This is a genomic window from Streptomyces sp. NPDC000880 (genome assembly GCF_053599675.1).
This window is the reverse complement of record NZ_JBSFMS010000040.1, coordinates 15,853-36,041: the sequence shown is the minus strand read 5'-3', so window position 1 is coordinate 36,041 and position 20,189 is coordinate 15,853. Positions and strand designations below refer to the sequence as shown.

The following is a 20,189-nucleotide window of genomic DNA, read 5'->3' as shown; positions in this document are numbered from 1 at the left end:
TGCCGTGAACAGAGCACGGAGGGTAGTGAGAGCAGCGCCTCAGTGAGGCGCGAGTGCCTCACTGAGGCGCGCGGACGCGATCCGCGCCGCGCGCCGGGGCTCCTTGCCCTGCAGGACGGCCGTCATAGTCGCGCTTTCGGCGAGACGGCCTCAGAGTTGCACGCCGCGGGTCAGCGCACCGTCGACCACCAGGTTGGTGCCGGTGATGAAGCTGGCCGCCGGGCTGGCCAGGAACACCGCGGCGCGGGCGATCTCCTCCGGTGCGGCCATCCGGCCCGTCGGGTTCAGCGCGAGGGCCTCACTGAACAACTCCGGGTTGTCCCGCTCGATGCTCGCCCACACCCCGCCCGGGAAATATGTGTTGCCCGGGGATATCGTGTTGGCGCGAATTCCCTTGGCCGCCAGTTGATGGGCCAGGCCCTGGGTGTAGTGGATCAGTGCGGCCTTGAACGTGCCGTACGGACCGGCGGCGAAGTCGATCTCCCGGCCGGACACGCTGGAGACCGTCACGATGGCAGGTGCGGAGCTCTTCTCCAGCAGCGGCATCGCGGCGTCGACGAGCCGGACCGTGCCCATCATGTCCACGTCGAAGCTCTTGCGCCAGTTCTCTTCCTCGTTGGGAATGGCCAGCGCGCTGACGTTGGCGACCACGATGTCCAGGCCGCCGAGCCCTTCGGCACTGTCCCGCACCCATTCGGTCAGCATCGGGCCGTCGCCCACGTCCAGTGACCTGCCGATGACCTTGGCGTCCTGGCCCCGCAGCTGTTCCACCGTGGCGTCCACCTCGGATTCAGTGCGGGCGCACAGGGCCACCGACGCGCCCTCCGCGACAAGCGACTCCACGATCGCGCGGCCAATGCCCTTGGTCCCACCCGTCACCAGAGCGCGCAGCCCGGCCAGTTGCAGATCCACGATTGTCAACCTCTCATACGTCGTACGAACAGCCACCTGGACTTCCCGTTGGTGCCATCGGCCCCGCGGCACCGGCCAGTACGGTGAAAAGTGCCGGTCGGCGGCCGGCTCAGCGACCGGCCGCGCCCAGTTCCCGCAGATGGCGGTGCATCCCGCCGTAGACCTGAGCCGAGGGGAGCAGCGACTTCGCGACCTTGGTCACGGCGCTGTAGTTGGCGTCCACGACGTTCGCGATCGGCACCTGGCTGATCTGGGTCAGCAGTTGGTAGGCGTCCAGGTGGTCCAGGCCGAACAGTTCGCCGAACCAGATCACCATGTCCGCCTGGCTGGCCCGCCAGGCGTCCTCGAGCGGCCGGCTGGAGCCGACCACCATCAGGTGCTCGTCGTCCTCGATGCGCGGCCAGACCGGCGCCCCGCCCTTGATCAGTTCGACCACCATCGTGGTGTTCATCGCGCCTTCGACCGCCGTGCCGCAGGACTCACCCTCGCCCTGGCGGTAGTGGCCGTCACCGACGGAGAACAGCGCTCCCTCGACATTGACCCCGAGGTAGCAGGTGGAGCCAGGACGCATCTCCGGCGTGTCCATGTTCCCGCCGAAGCGGTCCGGCACCAGTGACGTCCGTACCTCGCCCAGGGCCGGAGCGACACCGACCGTCCCGAGCATCGGCGCAATCGGCAGTTCCAGGCTGAGTTCGCTGCCCTGCGCCTCGAACGTGACGGTGTTGCGGTCCGAATCCACCTGGTAGATCCAGGTGCGCTCGGGCAGCGGAGGCTGCAGCGTGACCGTGCGGTCCGTGCTGGTCAGCCCGCCGAAGAAGGGGATGGTCGCCGAGGCTCCCCAGGACCGGGCAGGCGTCATGTCCACGAAGTGCAGCACCAGGGTGTCCCCCGGTTCCGCGCCCTCGACGTAGAACGGACCGGTCTGCGGGTTGAGGTAGCGGGAGTCCAGCGAGGAGCTGGGCATATCGGTGACATCACGCAGCCGGCCGCAGAAGGCGTCGTCGCTCCACAGCCGCAGAAGGGTTCCTGGCTTGATCCGGTGCGTGGGCTCGGCCCCGCCGAACGTCCACGCGTACTGCTCCGGCGTCGGGGTGAACTCCAGGATTTCCATCTGCGGGGAACCTTTCTTTGTTTTCCCCGGAAAGTAAATCACAACCTGGCCTCGCTGTTCGGGCCGGGGCCAGTTGGTGGCTGGGAGCGCGAAAGTACCTCCTGATCTGGGGCGATGAACCCAACTTCCCGGCCTGGTCCTGGACATCGACGCCACGCTGGTCACCTGGCATTCGTCCAACGAAGCGCTACGTCGGCAAGCGGCGGGGCCGGGCGCAGCAGGTGCCCGGGGCCGGCCCGCCCGTCATCCGCGCACCTGCCCGAATGGCCCAATCTCCTTGCCGCAGCGCCGAGATGGGCACCGGGTCCGGTGGAGGGAGTTGCGAGTCCGAGCCTCTATGGTGGGTGCCATGTCCACCCCTGAGCTGATCCGCATCGTCTCCCGCGACTCGCCCATGGCGCTCGCCCAGGTGGATCGTGTGCGCACCGAACTGGCCGCGCTCCACCCCGGCATCCGCACCGAGGTCGTCCCGGTCAAGACGACCGGCGACAAGTGGATGGGTGACCTCTCCCTGGTCGAGGGGAAAGGCGCGTTCACCAAGGAGGTGGACGCCGCCCTGCTCGCCGGCGAGGCGGACCTCGCCGTGCACTGCGTCAAGGACGTGCCCGCCGACCGGCCGCTGCCCGCCGGCACGGTCTTCGCCGCATTCCTCAAGCGCGACGACATCCGCGACGCTCTCATCCATCCCGCAGGGCTCACTCTCGACGAGCTCCCGGCCGGGACGCGGATCGGCACATCCTCCGTACGCCGCAGGGCCCAGCTCGCCGCATCCCACCCGCAACTCGAGTGCGTACCGATGCGCGGCAACGCCAACCGCCGTCTGGAGAAGCTCGCGCACGGCGAGGCCGACGCGCTACTGCTGGCCGTCTCCGGCCTGGAGCGCATCGGCCGCACGGATGTGGTCGCCGAGGTCCTGGCGCCCGAGGTGATGTGCCCGCCGATCGGCGCGGGCATCCTGGCCCTCCAGTGCCGCGAAGGCGACACCGACGTGATCGACATCGTCAGCGGACTCGGTGACCCCGACGCCCACCGCGAGGCCACGGCGGAACGCATGTTCCTCCACGTTCTCCAGGGTCACTGCAACAGCCCGATCGCCGGTTACGCCAAGTCCGAGCGCAGCGGCGATCTCTCCCTGCGCGCCTGCGTGTTCACGCCCGACGGCAAGACGGTCCTCAACGCGCACGAATGGGCCGGCCCCCTCGACCCGGCGACCCTCGGCACCTCCGTCGCCGTCACCCTCCTCCGCCAGGGCGCACGAGAATTGATCGACTCCATCGCGCACTGAACACCGAGGCCGAGCGGGGCCCATCCCTCAGGCGGACTTCTCCCGGCGCTCCCCGGCCTCGCCAGGCTGCTCGCGCGGCACCAGGGTCGGGTTGACGTTGTCGAGCACGGTGTCGCGGTCGACCACGACGCGGGCCACGTCGTCCCGGCTCGGCACCTCGTACATCACGTTGAGCAGAACCTCTTCGAGGATCGCGCGGGCCGCCCGGGCGCCGGTACGGCGGAGCAGGGCCTGTTCGGCGATCGCACCGACGGCTTCATCGGTGAACTCCAGCTCGACGCCGTCGAGTTCGAAGAGCCTCTGGTACTGCTTGATCAGCGCGTTGCGCGGCTCGGTGAGGATCCGCGTCAGCGCCGTACGGTCGAGCGGCCGGACGGTCGACACCATCGGAAGCCGGCCGACGAACTCCGGGATCAGCCCGAACTTCAACAGGTCCTCGGGCATCACCTCGGCGAAGGCGTCCCGGTCCGGCCGCTCCTGCGCGGTGGGGATCGCGGCCGCGAACCCGATGCCCTTGCGCGCGGCCCGCTGCTCGATGATCCGCTCAAGACCGGCGAACGCTCCGCCGACGATGAACAGCACATTGCCCGTGTCGATCTGGATGAGCTCCTGCTGCGGGTGCTTGCGTCCGCCCTGCGGCGGTACTGAGGCCGTCGTGCCCTCCAGTATCTTCAGCAGCGCCTGCTGGACGCCCTCGCCGGAGACGTCCCGGGTGATCGAGGGGTTCTCGCTCTTTCGGGCGACCTTGTCGATCTCGTCGATGTAGACGATGCCGGTCTCGGCCTTCGCAACGTCGTGGTCGGCCGCCTGGATCAGCTTCAGCAGGATGGTCTCGACGTCCTCGCCGACGTAGCCCGCCTCGGTGAGCGCGGTTGCGTCGACGATCGCGAACGGTACGTCGAGCATCCGGGCGAGCGTCTGGACGAGGTAGGTCTTGCCGCAGCCGGTCGGGCCGATCAGCAGGATGTTGGACTTGCCGAGTTCGACCGGCCCTTCCTGCGCCAGCCGCGACTTGCCGCCGCCTTCGGACCTGATGCGTTTGTAGTGGTTGTAGACCGCTACCGAGAGCGTCTTCTTGGCGCTCTCCTGGCCGATGACGTACTGCTCGAGGAACTCGAAGATCTCGCGCGGCTTGGGCAGTTCCTCCCACCACACCTGCGAGGGCTCGCTCCGCTCCTCGTCGATGAGCTCCTTGCAGAGCCCGACGCACTCGTCGCAGATGCACAGCTGGTCCGGGCCCGCGATGAGTCTGTTGACCTGCTTCTGGCTCTTCCCGCAGAACGTGCATGCCAGCACGGAGCCGCCGTCACCGATGCGTGTCACTCGGAAGCGTCCCCTCGCAGGTTACGAGTTGCAATGTCCGGACCATATGACGTCACCATCTGAATGGCGACGGTATCTTGAACCGCGACAGACGGCAACACGGCGATGAGTGAGGGGCAATGGGCCGGCTCAGCAGAGCGGAGCTGCAGCAGCTCAACCGCGCCAAGGTGCTCGCCGCCGCCAGGGACGAGTTCACCGGGCGGGGCTTCCGCGACGCCAAGGTGGACGGCATCGCCGAGCGCGCCGGGCTGACTCGCGGTGCGGTCTACTCCAACTTCCCCGGCAAGAGGGCCCTTTACTTCGCGGTGCTGGCCGACCTCGCCGAGCGCATACCCGAGTCGCCGGCCACGAATGCGGCGGCTTTTGATGGGGCAGCTTTTGATGCGGCGCCCGAGCCGCCGCATCCGGAGCCGGACCGCACCGCCTTTGAGGCGCTCGGCGCGTTCGCCCGAGCCTGGCTCGCCCGGCTGCCGTTCGCCGACACTGACACTGACGCCGACGGGAAGCGCGGCCCGGCCCGGCCCGGTATGCACCTGATGCCCGAGATCCTCGCCGACGAATCGATACGGCGCCCGTTCGGGCAGCTGCTGAAGCTGGACGCGATACTCCTCGGGCTGGCCCTGGAGCGGCTGCGCGGGGCCGACGCGCGGCAAGGCCGCCTGGTGCGCGTTGCGGAGGCCGCACTCACGACCCTGTACGGCGCGACCCAACTGGCCGACGCCGCACCCGGGTTCATCGAGCCCTTCAACGTCGTCAGGGCCTGCGAGCAGCTGGCGGGCCTCGATCTCAACGACGCGTGGCCCCCGCCGTACCTCCCCTACATCCCGCGCGCGCGCCCGGCCGACGAGCCGTGGGACCCGCCGCGCGCGGTGGACGCGGTGCGCGGCGAGCCCGCGCGGCTCGCCAACGACGGCGTGGTGGGCATCCTTGGGCTGCACCGCCTCGAAGCCGCCGAGGAGTTGGTGCGGGCCGCGCCGCCCGGCGCGACGGTCACCGCCGTCCTGGTCACTGCCAACCCCGGCGAGCTGGCACCCCTGGCGCGGCTGACCGTCGCCGACCTCCGCGGCTGCCTGCACCGGGCATTCCCGCCGTCGGCATGGCCGCGCCTTCAGGTGGTGTGCGACGAGGCGGGCGCCCTCGCTGCGACGGCCGGCGTGCCCGCCGTGAGCGACGCGACCGAGGCCGCCGTCCGTATCGAGGCCGGCCGGATCGTCGCCCGCGCGGACGGCCGCGGCGCGTGCCACGCGGCGGCGTCCGCCCGCGCCGCCCAGGCCAGGGCGTCGCGGAGCAGCGGTCTTCCCGGGGCGGGAGTTCCCTCATGCACGGTGCCCAGCGGCTGGCCGCCCAGGGTGATGTGATCGTCGTGACAGTAAACTACCGTCTTGCCGCCCTGGGTTACCTCGCCCACCCTTACCTGGAAAAGCGCGGTGAGTCCGGCAACTACGGCTTCCTCGACCAGCAGGCGGCCCTGCGCTGGGTGCAGCGCAACGCCACCGCCTTCGGCGGCGACCCGGACAATGTCACGCTCTTCGGCCAGTCCGCCGGCGGCTACAGCACCTGCGCCCATCTGGTCGCCCCGTCATCGGCCGGCCTCTTCGACAGGGTCATCCAGCAAAGCGCCCCGTGCATGGCCACCATGGGCCAACGGGACCGCGAGGACGCCCTGGCGGAGGGCGAGGCGACCGCCGCCGGGATCGAGAAGGAGCACAGTCTGGACGACCGGCGCACCGCCTCCCCCGAGCAACTGGTGAATCCCTTCGGCATGGGCCCCGAATACACGCCCCTCTACGGCGGCAAGCTACTGCCCCGCACCCCGCAGGAGGCGTTCGCCACCGGGCAGTACAACAAGGTCCCGGTGCTGCAGGGCATCAACCGCGACGAAGAGCGGGCCAGGATCTACGGACTGGAGCTGGCCAGGAAAGCCGCCACCGGCGACCCGGACGCGCAGATCGACCAGGCCGACTACCACGCCCGCCTGGAAGAGGTAGGCGCGCCCGGCAAGACGGGCGCCGATCGCGTTCACCCAGCCCGGTGTGCGCGTCGGAAACCACCAGTTGGACACCACCCAGGCCGCGGGCGATGAGCGAGCGCAGGAAGGCGAGCCAGCCGGCGCCGTCCTCGGCGGTGGCGACGTCCTCGGCGGTGGCGACGTCGATGCCGGGGATTTCACGGTGCCCATCGGCGTTCACACCGACCGCGATCAGCGCGTGCACGTTGATGATGCGGCCGCCCTCGCGGACCTTCTGGGTCAGCGCGTCGACCCAGACGAACGAATAGGGGTCGGCGTCCAGCGGCCGGTTACGGAAGGCGGCCACCTGTTCATCGAGGTGCTTGGCCATCGCACTGACCTGGGACTTCGACAGCTGGGTCACTCCGAGGGACTCGGCGAGCTTCTCCACCCGCCTGGTGCTGACACCTAGCAGGTAGGCGGTGGCGACCACCGAGATCAGGGCCTGCTCGGCCCTGCGGCGACGCTCCAGCAGCCAGGTCGGGAAATAACTCCCGGCCCACAGCTTGGGGATGGCGAGCTCGACCGTTCCGGCGCGGGTGTCCCACTCCCGACTCCGGTAGCCGTTGCGGTGGTTGACGCGATCCTCGCTGACCTGCCCGTACTCGGCCCCGCAGACGGCATCGGCCTCCGCGGACATCAACGCGTCCACCTCAAACCGGTCAGGACACCGGCCAAAGCCGTTCCACCGACCTCACGTGGAGGTGACTGGGCTGATCAGGCGCTGCCAGGCACCGCTTGGCCGAATGCATGAAGCGCCATCAGGGTGACAAGGAAAGCTGTGGTTGCGAGCGTCCCGGGTCGGTGCGCCGTCCTCCTGCAGTCTGCCCGCTGAGCGGGTGCACGAGGCACCCGCGAGAAATGCCGTCACTGGCATAACCGTTGGCTGCGGTGGCGCGTGGCGGCACGACCATGAAAGGCAGTCTGCATGGCCATGTCCACGTTCTTTCCTGATCTGCTCTTCGCGTTCAGACGACGTACCAGACGTGCCACAGGCCGGCAGCGGTCGAGGAACAGCCGGGCCGGGGCGGCAGCGGCCCTGGGCGCGGCGCTCGTGCTGTTCTGCCCCGGGGTCGCGCTGGCCGCCCCGGGCGACCTGGATCCCACCTTCGGCACCGGCGGCAAGGTCACCACTGACTTCGGCAGCGGCAGCGACTTTGCTGACGCGGTGCAGGCCGACGGCAAGATCATCGCCGCCGGCGGCAGCGACTCGAGCGGCAGCCGCGACTTCGCGCTGGCCCGCTACAACACCGACGGCAGCCTGGACACCACCTTCGACACCGACGGCAAGGTCACCACCGACTTCGGCAGCGGCAGCGACGACGTGGCTCTCGGGGTGGCGGTGCAGGCCGACGGCAAGATCGTCGCCGCCGGCCTTAGCAACTCGGGCGGCAGCTACGACTTCGCGCTGGCCCGCTACAACACCGACGGCAGCCTGGACACCACCTTCGACACCGACGGCAAGGTCACCACCGACTTCGGCGGCAGTGGCGACGAGGCTCACGGGGTGGCGCTGCAGACCGACGGCAGGATCGTCGCCGTCGGCCAGAGCGGTTCGGGCGGCGTCGAGGACTTCGCGCTGGCCCGCTACAACACCGACGGCAGCCTGGACACCACCTTCGACACCGACGGCAAGGTCACCACCGACTTCGGCAGCGGCACCGACGACGAGGCTCGCGGGGTGGCGCTGCAGACCGACGGCAAGATCGTCGCCGCCGGCCTTAGCAACTCGGCCGGCGACTACGACTTCGCGCTGGCCCGCTACAACACCAACGGCAGCCTGGACACCACCTTCGACACCGACGGCAAGGTCACCACCGACTTCGGCACCAGTGACGACCAGGCTTACGGGGTGGCGCTGCAGACCGACGGCAAGATCGTCGCCGCCGGCCAGAGCGACCCGGGCGGCATCAGCGACTTCGCGCTGGCCCGCTACAACACCAACGGCAGCCTGGACACCACCTTCGACACCGACGGCAAGGTCACCACCAACTTCGCCGGCAGTGACGACGGGGCTTTCGGGGTGGCGCTGCAGACCGACGGCAAGATCGTCGCCGCCGGCCAGAGCGGTTCGGGCGGCATCGACGACTTCGCGCTGGCCCGCTACAACACCGACGGCAGCCTGGACACCACCTTCGACACCGACGGCAAGGTCACCACCGACTTCGGCAGCGGCAGCGACGACGCGGCTTTCGGGGTGGCGCTGCAGACCGACGGCAAGATCGTCGCCGCCGGCTTTAGCGACTCGAGCGGCAACAGCGACTTCGCGCTGGCCCGCTACCAGGACGGCGGCAGTGCCCCTGTCGGCGTGGACGTGTCCGTCACCAAGACCGGGCCGACCACCGTCAAGCTGGGCCATCACATCTCCTACACCGTGACCGTGACCAACACCAGCACCACCAACTCGGCCACCGCCCTCACGATGGACGACACCCTCACCGGACCCGGTCGACTGCGGTCCGCCACTCCCAGCCAGGGCACCTGCACCACCACATCCACCAGCGCCACCTGCACCCTGGGCACCCTCACCCCCGGCGCCAGCGCCACCGTGACCGTCGTCGTCAAACCCACGGCCACCGGCACCATCTCCGACACCGCCACGGCCGACGCTGCGGAACCCGACCCCGTGCCGGACAACAACACCGCCAACGCGACCACCACCGTGAACCAAAAGGGGTGTCCCCCGTGTAAGCCCAAGGAGCATCAAAAGCCGGGTAAACACAAGTGGTGTGAAAGGCCGGGTAAGCACAAGGGGTGTGAAAAGCCGGGTAAGCCCCAAGCCCAGGGATGATCTTGAAGCTTTGAGCCCTGGGCACTAGCTCCGGCGGTGGCAGCGTCCCGGGCCGCGCGTACCGCCCCAGGGACGGTACGGACGCGTGCCGGAGCGGGCTAGCAGCATTGGCGTGAACGCGGAGGAGCCGATGAAACGCCCGCCTGGCCTACGGGCACTCAACACCGTCGACAACGTCTCCGGCAACGACGCGGCCAACGGCGGGCCCGACCCCGATACCTGCACCCCCGACCCGGGCAACACCGTCACCGGCTGACCGTAGCGAAGACACCACATACCGGGGCGGCCTGGGTGGCCGTCCGCTGTGTGCCCGCCCCATTGCCCTGCGCCACCGCAGCCGCAGTGGGGCGGGAGCCTTAACCCGGGGCCGCCATCGCCCGTCTGACGCCGCCGCCCAGGGCGGCCAGGCAGACCGGGCCGAACTCCCAAGGGTGCAGGTCTTCTCAGGGAGCTGTGGTCACGCTGTGGCTGGGGCGGTCGCATCAGCCACGGTTGAGGCTGCGGTGGTCGATTTTCGTGAGAGGCGGCCAAGAAGCAGTCCAGCCGCTGCCCGGTGACTGCTGGACACCACCGCCAAACCACCTCAGCCTGGCCGGTTGCCACACGAACGAGAGGGCCACTCGGAGGACCTACTCTCACCTCATCGGCTGCCATGGATAGGCCTACCGGCTTACCCGACAGGCCACGCCCATCCCAAGCTCGTAATGTCAGTCCACAGGCACCGAGCAGCGAATTGCCAAACCGATACTTACCAAACCTTACTGCGGATCAAATCGGGCCGGGTCTGCTGCCGCGTCCACACTGAATGGGCCAGAGAATACAGAAAGGGAAGGAATTGGCGCTCAGCGAGATGGCTTCAAAGGTGACTTTAGGAGTAGTTGTCGTCGCGGTCTCCGCTTCGGCCGTCGCTCCTGCTTCCACTGGAACAGTCCCCCATGAGACGCGGAACATAAAATTCACATCCCAGCGACTCAAGGGCGGGCCAATTGAATGCGCGTCCGAATACCCCGGACTGGCCAGTTCTCTTACTCGAAACATAGCGAAGTCTCTGGAGAATCGCGCCAGTCAGGCCTCGGTGGTGCTGTATGACCGAACCAGCCATACCTCCTGCACGTACGGCGCGGACAAGCACTACGACTCTGCGAGCACAGTCAAGCCAATAATATTGGGGGCTCTACTCCTGGACAGAGGCGTCCAACTGTCCAATGATGAGCAGGACCTGGCCAGGCAGATGATCGTGAGCTCGGACAACGACGCGACGTACACCCTGTGGGACAGCCTGGGGCCCAAAAGGATCCAGAATTTCCTGGACAAGGCCGGAATGAAGAACACCGTCCTCGACGAAGCAGGCTTCATGGGTCTGACTCAGGTCACTGCAAGAGACCAGGCCAAACTGCTTGAGCTGCTCACCGCTAAGGACGACTCGGTCCTGAACGCCGAAGAGCGCACCTACATCCTGCGTCTCATGCGTGACGTGCAGAAGGATCAGCGGTGGGGAACGCCCGCCGGGGCTCCCTCGGACGCTGCCGTACAGGTCAAGAACGGGTGGCTTCAGCGCTCCAAAACCAGGCTCAAGGACCCCTGGGACCACGGGGATTGGAAGGTCAACAGCATGAGTGTGTTCACCGGCCGTGCCTACGACTATGGCCTCGTGGTCCTCACCGAGAACAACAGGGTCCCTGAAGGCGAGTCGCCCGGGGTGGGGTGGGACTATGGCATGGATACGGTTGAGGGCGTGGCAAAGGCCGTCCACCATGACCTGCACGCGGACCAGACTCCCCCGGCTACCGGCCATCCCGGCCGCCTTTGAAGGTTGCGCAGGGCTTCATAGTCGCGGCCGGGCGGCGGTGCCGCTTGAGCCGGCCGAAAGTCCGCTCGACCACCGGTCGTTGCGGCAGGGGCTGAAACCCAGCGCTCCTGGCACCCGCGGCTCATTCGGTCGCGGGACGGCGCAGGTGGTGGGCCAGGAAGGCGACGCTGTGGGCGACGACTGGTGCGACATCGGCGTTGAGGAAGATGTGCTCGGCACCCGGTACGGCGACGACCTCCGCGTGGTTGCCGGCGGCCCGCAGGACTCCGGCCAGGCGCTCGCTGTGCTCGAAGGGGACGAGCGTGTCGTGGGTCCCGTGGACCAGAAGGAAGGGCGGCGCCGGTGACCGCGCGTAGCTGACAGGGCTGGCCGCCGCCGCGAGGCGCGGCCGGTCGGCCGGGTCGCCGCCCAGAAAGGTCACGAAGGGGTCGTCGGGGCCGGGTCTGTCCGGCAGCAGCGCCCCCAGATCGGCGATCCCGTACCAGTCCACGACAGCCGCGACCGTCGTGTCGCCCTCCGCGATCCCCTCCGTGCCTTCGAGCGAGGGGTGAGCCGCGCCGGTCAGCCCGGCCAGCGCGGCCAGGTGACCGCCCGCCGACTCGCCCCACACGCCGATCCGCGTCCCTTCGATCCCGAGCGGCCCGGCGTAGTGGCGCAGGTAGCGGATGGCCGCCTTGACATCGTGCAGCTGAGCGGGGAACGGGGCTTCGCGGGCGTGGCGGTAGTCAATGGTGGCGACGGCCAGTCCGGCCCGCAGCAGAGAGCCGAACAGGAGGTCTGCGCTCACGGTCGGCGGTGGGTAGCGCCGGTCGCCTTCCATCCAGGCGCCACCGTGAATCCACACCACCACGGCGGCGGGTTCGGCCGCCGCGGGCACGGACAGGTCGAGCAGGCGCGGCCGGTAACCGGAGTTGGTGGCGTAGCTCAGCCCGTCGTATCGGCGCACGCCGTCGGCGCCTGTGACGGGAGCGGTCGGTGGTAGCTGCACCGGCGGTACGGCAAGCTCGGGCGGCGGCCAGGTGATGCGGCCGGGCTCGGATTCCAAGGCTGCTCCAGGTGTCGTTGGGTGAGGGAGCCCGTCGCGCGTCGACCGGCGCACGGCGCCGGTAAGGCTCAGGCGCGGACGGAGGTGAGGAACAGTGCGACGCGCATGGCGCTCATTCCTTGGTCGCTCCGGCGAGCATCCCGGACACCAGCGTGCGCTGCGAGAAGAGGAAGAGCACCAGAACGGGCAGGATGGCGACCAGAATCGCCAGGGCCAGTTCCGGAATGGTGACGTTCAGACCGGCACCAGCCACCGGGTTGAACGACGGCGTGGAGGTCAGCAGCTGGTTCAGGCCCACCTGGACAGGGAACTGCTCGCTGTTCGGCAGGACGAGGTACGGCAGGAAGAAGTTGTTCCAGTTGCCCACGAAGCTGAAGAACGCGACCAGCCCGACCACCGGCTTCGCCAGCGGTAGTGCGATGCGGGAGAACAGCTGCCATTCCGTGCAGCCGTCGATCCGCGCGGCGGACAGCAGGTCCCTGGGCAGGCTGCTCCCGAAGTAGATGTACACCAGGTACACGCCGAACGGATAGAAGGAGAAGGGCAGGATCACGGACCAGACGGTGCCGATCAGGTGGAAGCGGTTGAGCTCCAGGAAGATCGGCAGCACCAGGGTGGCCTGCGGCATGATCATCGTGACCAGGGTGATGGTCAGCAGGGTCTTGCGTCCCCGGAACTTCGTCAGGGCCAGCGCGTAGCCGGCCGGCACGCTGACGGCCAGCGTCAGTATGAGCGATCCACCGGCGTAGATCGCCGAGTTTTGGAGCCACGTGGCCATGGCGCCGTCCTGGAAGTCGAACAGGTGCTGCCAGGCGGTGCCGATCTGCTGGAACGAGCCGAAGGAGAACGGGTTGTCCTGCACCACTTGGCCGGCGGTCTTCGACGGCGCGAGCAGCAGCCAGATCACCGGCAGCACGAAGAACACCAGCAGCACGGCCAGCAGGAGGCCCACAACCAGGAAGGAGACGGCCCGGGAAGGCCGGACACGCCGGCCCGCCGCTGCCGAGGGGAGAATGGTTTGTGTCATTTCTCGTCCAACTTGAACAGGTTCGATCGGGCGACCAGCAGCCCGGCGGCCACGAGTCCCAGCGCCAGCAGAAAGACGGAGATGGCGGCGGCGCCGTTGAAGTCGCCCTGCTGGAAGGCGTATACGTAGGCCAGCTGGTTGGGCGACCAGGTGGGGCTCACCCGGCCGAGGCTGGCGGTCTGGAGCAGTTGGGGCTCGACGAACAGCTGGGTGCCGGTCGCGAAGGCCATGATCGTCATGTATACGATCCACTGCCGGATCATCGGGATCTGGACGTGCCAGGCGGTACGCCAGGGCCCCGCGCCGTCGAGCCGGGCGGCTTCCAGCACCTCGTCCGGGATGTTGTTCAGCGCCCCGTACATCACGACCATCCAGCCGCCGGCGCCGGTCCAGAAGGCGATCAGCATGAGGATCAGCGGCAGGTTGCCGGGCGCGAGCACGGCCGCGAAGCTGTACATTCCCATGCTGTTGAGCATCCAGGACACCGGGCTGACGTCCGGGTCCAGCATGAACAGCCAGACCAGGACGCTGGCGACGCCGGCGAGGGCCCCGGGAATGTAGTACAGGAAGCGGAAGAGCGCCGATGTGCCCGGCCGCACCCGGCTGCGCAGGACCACCGCGACCAGAACGACCAGGACGACGAGGACGACCAGCCACATGACCAGGTAGATCAGCATGTTCGTGAAGGCCGGGACGAAGCGGTAGTCCTGGGCGACCTTCAGGAACTGGTTGAATCCGGTGAACTGACCCTGGTCGTTGCTGAGCGCCAGGTAGAACGAGTAGCCGGTGGGGAAGACGCCGAACGCGAGCAGCAGCAGCGCGTAGCCGGCGACGAAGAGGTAGCCCGCGAGGCCGCGGCCCCTCCGCCGCGGCTCGGTGCCGCGGCGGAGGGGGGAGACGGCGACACGCTCGGTCTCCAGCAATGTCATTCGTTGACCACCTGGTATCCCTCGGCCTTTGCCTGGTTGCTGATCTCCCCCTGCCAGGCCGGCAGGGTGGAAGTAAGGCTCTTGCCCGAGGTCAGGGCGGGCAGTACGACGCTGGACCAGGCGGTGGCGTCGGAGAACTTGGTGTTCGACCAGCCGGTCCACACCTCGTTGGCGGCCTCCTGGAAGGGCTTGCTCACGTCGTTGGCGAAGTACTCGCTGTTGGCCGGGTTGGCCAGCCAGGCTTCGGCGGCCTTGGTGTAGGCCGGGTAGGTGGGCGCGGACGCCTGGTTCTCGTTGGAGGTGGTCAGCCAGGTGGCCAGGTCCGTGGACGCCTTGAGGTTGGCGCTGTGCGAGGACACCATCCACAGGCCGCCGCCGACGTTGCCGGTGGCGGCCGTGGTCTCACCCTTCCAGGTAAGCGGGGACGCCGCGGCTATCTGCTTGGCCGGGGTCTTGAACGCGGTCTTGAAGAGGTATTGGCCGTACCAGGACGGGCCGTACGCCATCAGGACCTTGTCGCCGCTGTCCTCTGCGAAGCCCTGGCTGAAGAAGCCCTTGGTGGTGACGGCCTTGGCGGAGATCAGCCCGTCCAGCAGCTTCGCCATCCGGGTGCACTTCGGGTCCTGCAGGTCGCTGCGCAGGGTGTCCGGCTTCACCAGGTTGAACGCCGGGCACTGGCCGGCCCAGAAGTACGACTCGTGGGAGTTGGTGTCGCCGACCGAGCCGACGAGGTAGCCGGGGTGCTCCTTGGCGACCTGCTTGCCCAGGGCCGCGTACTCCTCCCAGGTGGTGGGGGCCTTGTATCCCCACTTGTCCATGAGGTTCTTGTTGTACCAGAGGACCACCTGCGCGATGTCGTTGCGCAGACAGTAGGTGTGGCCGTTGAACTGGCAGGGCGCGAGGGAGCCCTTGGCGAAGCCGCCCAGCGTGCTCTGCGGTACGAGCTTGTCGTCCAGGGGCGCGGCGAACGGCTGCGCGCCGGGCTTTGTGGGCTCGGACGCCCAGGTCATGTCGGTGGGTGGGCCGAACACCACGTCCGGCCAGCCGCTGCCGGTCCGGTCGAACAGCTGCACCTTCGACTGGAGATATGTGGAGCCGTCGGCGCCGCCGTCGTACGTGACGATCTTCATCTTCACGTCCGGGTGCGACTTCTGGTACGCCTGCACCGACGGCAGCCGGGTCGAGTCGGCCCACACCGTGATCTGCGAGCCGTCCTTCTGCGTGACCGGCTTGAACGCCGAACCCGAGGAGGAGGAATCGGTGGAGGTGTCGGCGCTGGCACAACCGGCCAGCACAGCGGCCGTGGCCAGGGAGAGCGCGGCCGCCGCAGTGCGCAGCACTGTGCGGCGTCGGCCGGCTCTCGGAGATCCGGAAGACCTCATCGTCTTGCCTTTCTTGTTTCTTGCGTGGGACAGGTAACGCGCCCGGTGGGGGCACCGGGTGCGGTGGCCGTCGGGGCGGACGGCCACCGCCCGGTCAGCGCGGGTGCTCGACGAAGGGCTGCAGTTCGCTGCCGTAGCCGAAGTCGAGTGGGAGGGCTATGCCTGGCCCCGTGGGGGCGTGCACCAGGCCCTGGTCGTCCACATGGCGCTCGCGGACGACCTTCGCCGCGGTCACCAGGGACTCGTAGTAGGTGGTGTTGGAGATGGCCATGCAGAGGTGGTGGTTCGGGATGTCCGAACCGTGCACCTCGGCACGCAGCCGGTAGGCGTCGGCGAGGTGTGCTGTGCGCATGGCGCCGGTGATCCCGCCCCGGAGCGTGGTGCCGGCCCGCACCCCGAAGGTGGCGGCGCCGGACGTGATGAAGTCCGCGGAGTTCATGTGCGCTCCGTCGGAGGTCTCGGCCACCAGCAGCGGTATGTCGACCGCCGCTGCCAGCCGCTGGTACGCGGAGATGCTGAACTCGCGCATCGGCTCCTCGTACCAGAGGTAGTCCGCCTCCGACAGCGCCCGCCCCAGGCGGATCGCATCGGGCAGGTCGAAGCCGGCCGATCCGTCGTACATGAGGGGGATCGACGGGCCGACGTGGTCGCGCAGCGCCAGACACAGCTCGGCGTCACGGCGGGCGTCGCCCCAGGCGTGCAGCTTGATTCCGCGGTAGCCCAGTTCCAGGCACTGGTCCGCCACGTCGAGGAACTCCGGGATACTGGAGAACGTCGAGGTGGAGGCGTACGCGGGGATCGACTCCCGGAAGCCGCCGAGCAGGCGCCAGACCGGCTCGCCGTAGTACCGGCCGGCCAGGTCCCACAGCGCGGTGTCGATGAGGCCCAGGGTGGGGAGCGGGAGTTCGTGGATGCGGTCCAGCTCCCACACCCTGTGCCACAGCCATTCCCGCTGGAACGGGTCGGCTCCGACCAGTTCCTCACGGAAGACCCGCTCCACCAGGTCCTGCAGGGTGGTGAAGGCTCCCGGTCTGGCGAACAGGGCCACCCCTTCGGCTCCCTCGTCGGTGCCGATGCGCAGGACCGCGCCGTCGCCCACCGGAGCGCTTCCGCTCAGTCCGTCCCTCCAGCTGAAGGGCGGGCTGGCCGCCGGAACATCGATCCGGTGTACTTCGACGTGGGTGATCTTCATCCTGGCTTTCGTTTCTGTGAGAGCGTGCCGGGGCGGGGGTGCGTACGGCTTAGAAGTCGCCGTACACCTGGAGCCCCCAGATGCTGCCGCCGTTCCAGCTCGAACCGGTGACGGTCAGCCGCAGATAGCGAGCGGTGACGGGCTCGTCGGCGAACGAGTAGTTGGCCTTCGAAATGGTGTTCTCGGAGGTGTGGTCGTCGAGCATGGACCACGTCGTCCCGTCGGTCGAGTACTCCAGGCGGTACTTGTAGCCGCTGGGCAGCTCGAAGGTGGTCACCACGCTGGAGACCGCGGTGTCCCTGCCCAGGTCCACCTGGATCCAGGACGGGTCGGGCAGGCCCAGGCCCTGGGCCCAGCGGGTGGACAGGTCGCCGTCCACCGCCTTCTCAGGGGTGTTGTCCTCCGAGTACGACGAGGCGGTGACCGGCTTCCTCAGCGCCAGGTCGTTGTCGGCCGGCGTGGTGACGACGGCCGCCTCGCTGGGCTCGGAGGCGTTCAGCGCGGCGTCGCGGGCCACGACGGTGAAGGAGTACTCCGTCTCCGGGGTCAGGCCGGAGACCTGCAGAGTCGTGGCGTCGGTGACGGCGATCCGCTCGCCGTCCTGGTAGACGACGTAGCTGGTCACGCCGGTGTCATCGGTCGCAGCCGGCCAGTCAAGCTCCACCAGGCTGGGCAACAGCGGCTTGACGTCGGGCTGTTCGGGGACCGAGGGGGCCGTGTTGTCCGAGCTGGGTGCCGCGGGGGTGTCGTAGACCTGGAAGTCGTAGACGCTGCCGCCGTTCCCGCTGGTTCCGGTGACCGTCAGCCGCACGAAGCGACCGGGGACCGGCTCGGCGGTGTGGGCGTAGTTGGTCGACGCCGTGGTGTTCGCGGAGGTGTGGTCCTCCAGCGTCTCCCAGTTGACCCCGTCCGCCGACACCTCGATGCGGTACTTGTAACCGCTGCTCTTCTCGAAGGTGGTGATCGCGCCGTTCACGTCGTACTGGGCACCGAGGTCCACCTGGATCCAGGACGGGTCGGGCAGGCCGAGGCCCTGCGCCCAGCGGGTGGACAGGTCACCGTCCACGGCCTTCTCGGGGATGTTTCCCTCCGAATCCGACGAGGCGGTGACCGGCTTCTTCAGCGCCAGGTCGGAGTTGGAGGGCATGGTGACCTCAACTGCCCCGCCCTTCGGGGACTCGTTGCCGGCCGCGTCACGGGCGGTGACCTGGAAGCTGTACGTCTCGCCCGCCGTCAGGCCGGAGAGGCGCACCGAGGTCTTTCCGGAGGCGCTGACGAGCTTGCCGTCACGGTAGACGGAGTAGCCCGTGACGCCCGTGTTGTCGGTGGACGCCGACCAGTTGAGGTCCACCACCGTCGGGAAGCCGGCGACCGCGGCCGGGGTGCCGGGCGCGGTGGGCGCCGTGCTGTCGGTGACGTCCGGGCCCGGGTCGAGGTGACGGTAGTCCGGCTGGAGGCCGGCGTTGTTCACGATCGAGGCCGGGAGCTGGTGGCAGGAGCCGACGGTGATGTTGCCGCTGACGTTGTTGCCCGTGCTGTTGGCCTGCGTGGTGAACGCGGGCTGGGTGGTGAAGTTGCCGGTGGCAGTGATGTCCATGCCGTGGTTCATCAGCAGCCACTGGTACGCCACGTCACAAAAGGCGTTGCCCGTGTTCTGCCAGTAGCGGCTGCCCTCGTCGTGGTAGACGGCACCGTAGGCGTGCGTCGGGACGCCGTGGATGTAGTTGCCGGAGACCACGCCGCCGGGGTTGGTGCTGAGAGTGTAGATGGCGCCGCCATCGGCCTGCGACTTCATGATGTCGTAGATCTCGTTGTTGGTGACGATGTTGTCCCGGCTGGTGGTGTCGGTGTCCCAGATCGGTACGCCGGAGTTGCCCGGGTAGTTGGTGTCGCCGCCCTTGTCGGTCAGGCCCCAGCCCCAGCCGACGGAGATGCCGCTGTAGGGCAGGTCGTAGACCTTGTTGTGGGTGATCACCGTGTGGTCGGTGTAGGCGGCCAGGATGCCCAGGGAGCCGTTGTACTGGTCGGCGACCTTGGTGACGACGTTGTTGTCGACCGTGGTGTTCTTGGTGATGTCGCGCGGGTCGTCGGGGTGGTGGTCCACCACGTCGGTGCCGCCGATCTGGATGCCGGTGGCGGCGATCTGGCGGAAGACGTTGCCCGTGATGTCGGTGCCCTGGGTGCCGGTGTTCAGGTTCAGGCCGACAGCGCCGAGGTGGGTGAAGGTGTTGCCCTCGAAGCTGACGTCGTGGCCGTAGCTCACGTTGACGGCTCCGGGCGTCTTCTGCCACTCCAGACGCGTGGAGTCGAAGTCAGGGTTGTCCTCGCCGACCATCCGGAAGCCCGCCTGGCCCTCGATGAGGCCGTCGGGCGAACTGGGGGCGAGCCAGGTGGAGTAGGAGAAGGTGATGCCCTCGAAGGACACATCGGTGACCGGATCGGCCCTGGTGCCGTTCAGGTCGACCAAGTCCTGCACGAGCGGCACCGTGACGGTCGCGGTGGACAGGTCCTGACCGGCCTTGGGCATGTAGTACATCTCGCCCGCGCCCTGGTCCAAATACCACTCGCCCGGGGTGTCCAGCAGCTCGCGGGCGTTCTCCAGCCATGTCGGATTCTGGATCTCCTGGCCCTGCTGGAGATGGGCGTTGTCCCAGCAGGGCTGTTCCATCGTCATCGCGTTGCCGGAGATCGACTCCACACCGCAGCGCATGAGCTTCCAGCCCCAGGCGCTGGCGACCTCCAGGTCCGAGGGACGCTGGTAGTCGCTGATGCCGGTGTCGGTGAAGGTGTAGCCGGTGGAAGTCTTGTTGAAGCCGGACGGGTTCTTCTCGCTGCGCGCCCGGGTCTCCAGCTCGCCGTTCACGTAGAGCTGGCGGGTGTCGAGGTCGCCCACCTTGGCCTTGTAGACCTGCCCCGACGAGTCGGCCGGGGTCCATCCGGTGATCTGCTTGCCGCCACTGATCACCGGTTTCGCACCGGGGGCGGCCTCATAGATGACCCGGGACCCGTCACTGCCCGAGTCCTGGGCGGTGAGGCTGAAGGTACGGCTCAGCTGGTACGTACCGGACATCAGCCGCACATGGACATCGCCGGAGACCTTCGTCTTGGCCTTACGCACGTAGTCCCGCGCGTGTTCCAGCGTCTTGAACGGATGCGCGGCGGTACCGGAGCCGGAGTCCCGGCCGGTCGGCGAGACATAGATGTTCAGGCCCGACACCTTCGACGGGGACGCCTGGGCCGGCACGGCGGCCAGCGGCGCCGCCACCGTGGCCAGGGACAGAGCGGCTACCAGCGCTCTTCGGAGCGGTACGGATATGCGTTTACGAGCAGACGGTACAGACACGGAAATCCAATCGCCTGAATGAAGTGACGTC

At 68.3% G+C, this 20,189-nt stretch carries 14 protein-coding genes and 2 pseudogenes; 6 read left to right on the top strand and 10 right to left on the bottom strand.

The window, feature by feature from the left end:
- Window positions 1–150: 150 nt before the first annotated feature.
- Window positions 151–912: an SDR family NAD(P)-dependent oxidoreductase gene (locus ACWDO5_RS15925; RefSeq protein ID WP_450530871.1), complete on the bottom strand. Its 762-nt coding sequence runs from the start codon at window positions 910–912 to the stop codon at window positions 151–153.
- Window positions 913–1,021: 109 nt separating this feature from the next.
- Window positions 1,022–2,023 carry an acetamidase/formamidase family protein gene (locus ACWDO5_RS15920; protein WP_450530870.1) on the bottom strand — a complete coding sequence of 334 codons (1,002 nt, stop codon included), beginning with the start codon at window positions 2,021–2,023 and terminating at the stop codon, window positions 1,022–1,024.
- 349 nt (window positions 2,024–2,372) lie between these two features.
- Here ACWDO5_RS15920 and hemC point away from each other — a divergent pair, with 349 nt between their 5' ends.
- Window positions 2,373–3,308, top strand: a complete 936-nt coding sequence (gene hemC, locus ACWDO5_RS15915; RefSeq protein WP_450530869.1) for a hydroxymethylbilane synthase — start codon at window positions 2,373–2,375, stop codon at window positions 3,306–3,308.
- A 27-nt stretch (window positions 3,309–3,335) separates the two neighbouring features.
- On the opposite strand, the gene clpX is transcribed toward hemC, so the two are convergent.
- A complete protein-coding gene (gene clpX, locus ACWDO5_RS15910; RefSeq protein WP_450530868.1) occupies window positions 3,336–4,631 on the bottom strand; it encodes an ATP-dependent Clp protease ATP-binding subunit ClpX in 1,296 nt (431 codons plus the stop codon).
- A 119-nt stretch (window positions 4,632–4,750) separates the two neighbouring features.
- Between clpX and ACWDO5_RS15905 the strand changes: the two genes are divergently transcribed.
- Window positions 4,751–5,989: a TetR/AcrR family transcriptional regulator gene (locus ACWDO5_RS15905; RefSeq protein WP_450530867.1), complete on the top strand. Its 1,239-nt coding sequence runs from the start codon at window positions 4,751–4,753 to the stop codon at window positions 5,987–5,989.
- Window positions 5,950–6,471 (top strand): annotated as a pseudogene (locus ACWDO5_RS15900) (carboxylesterase family protein); the annotation flags it as partial. The gene ACWDO5_RS15905 and the pseudogene ACWDO5_RS15900, both read left to right, overlap by 40 nt.
- Before the next feature lie 144 nt (window positions 6,472–6,615).
- On the opposite strand, the pseudogene ACWDO5_RS15895 reads toward ACWDO5_RS15900, so the two are convergent.
- A pseudogene (locus ACWDO5_RS15895) lies at window positions 6,616–7,291 on the bottom strand (IS256 family transposase); the annotation flags it as partial.
- Window positions 7,292–7,567: 276 nt separating this feature from the next.
- Here ACWDO5_RS15895 and ACWDO5_RS15890 point away from each other — a divergent pair.
- The 3 genes from ACWDO5_RS15890 to ACWDO5_RS15880 all read left to right on the top strand — a co-directional run bounded on the left by ACWDO5_RS15890 (window position 7,568) and on the right by ACWDO5_RS15880 (window position 11,240).
- The gene (locus ACWDO5_RS15890; RefSeq protein ID WP_450530866.1) at window positions 7,568–9,430 is read left to right on the top strand and encodes a calcium-binding protein; all 1,863 of its coding nucleotides are present in this window, start codon (window positions 7,568–7,570) and stop codon (window positions 9,428–9,430) included.
- A gap of 130 nt (window positions 9,431–9,560) precedes the next feature.
- Window positions 9,561–9,686: a hypothetical protein gene (locus ACWDO5_RS15885; RefSeq protein WP_450530865.1), complete on the top strand. Its 126-nt coding sequence runs from the start codon at window positions 9,561–9,563 to the stop codon at window positions 9,684–9,686.
- A gap of 822 nt (window positions 9,687–10,508) precedes the next feature.
- Window positions 10,509–11,240, top strand: a complete 732-nt coding sequence (locus ACWDO5_RS15880; protein WP_450530864.1) for a serine hydrolase — start codon at window positions 10,509–10,511, stop codon at window positions 11,238–11,240.
- A 121-nt stretch (window positions 11,241–11,361) separates the two neighbouring features.
- Here ACWDO5_RS15880 and ACWDO5_RS15875 read toward each other — a convergent pair whose 3' ends face one another.
- The 6 genes from ACWDO5_RS15875 to ACWDO5_RS15850 all read right to left on the bottom strand — a co-directional run bounded on the left by ACWDO5_RS15875 (window position 11,362) and on the right by ACWDO5_RS15850 (window position 20,158).
- The gene (locus ACWDO5_RS15875; RefSeq protein WP_450530863.1) at window positions 11,362–12,285 is read right to left on the bottom strand and encodes an alpha/beta hydrolase fold domain-containing protein; all 924 of its coding nucleotides are present in this window, start codon (window positions 12,283–12,285) and stop codon (window positions 11,362–11,364) included.
- A gap of 112 nt (window positions 12,286–12,397) precedes the next feature.
- Entirely contained in the window at window positions 12,398–13,312 is a 915-nt protein-coding gene (locus tag ACWDO5_RS15870) for a carbohydrate ABC transporter permease (protein WP_450530862.1), read from the bottom strand.
- A complete protein-coding gene (locus ACWDO5_RS15865; protein WP_450530861.1) occupies window positions 13,309–14,241 on the bottom strand; it encodes a carbohydrate ABC transporter permease in 933 nt (310 codons plus the stop codon). Before ACWDO5_RS15865 ends, ACWDO5_RS15870 begins: the two co-directional genes overlap by 4 nt.
- Window positions 14,238–15,623: an ABC transporter substrate-binding protein gene (locus ACWDO5_RS15860; RefSeq protein WP_450530860.1), complete on the bottom strand. Its 1,386-nt coding sequence runs from the start codon at window positions 15,621–15,623 to the stop codon at window positions 14,238–14,240. Before ACWDO5_RS15860 ends, ACWDO5_RS15865 begins: the two co-directional genes overlap by 4 nt.
- A 94-nt stretch (window positions 15,624–15,717) precedes the next feature.
- The gene (locus ACWDO5_RS15855; protein WP_450530859.1) at window positions 15,718–16,815 is read right to left on the bottom strand and encodes an enolase C-terminal domain-like protein; all 1,098 of its coding nucleotides are present in this window, start codon (window positions 16,813–16,815) and stop codon (window positions 15,718–15,720) included.
- Window positions 16,816–16,864: 49 nt separating this feature from the next.
- The gene (locus ACWDO5_RS15850; protein WP_450530858.1) at window positions 16,865–20,158 is read right to left on the bottom strand and encodes a discoidin domain-containing protein; all 3,294 of its coding nucleotides are present in this window, start codon (window positions 20,156–20,158) and stop codon (window positions 16,865–16,867) included.
- Window positions 20,159–20,189: the final 31 nt, after the last annotated feature.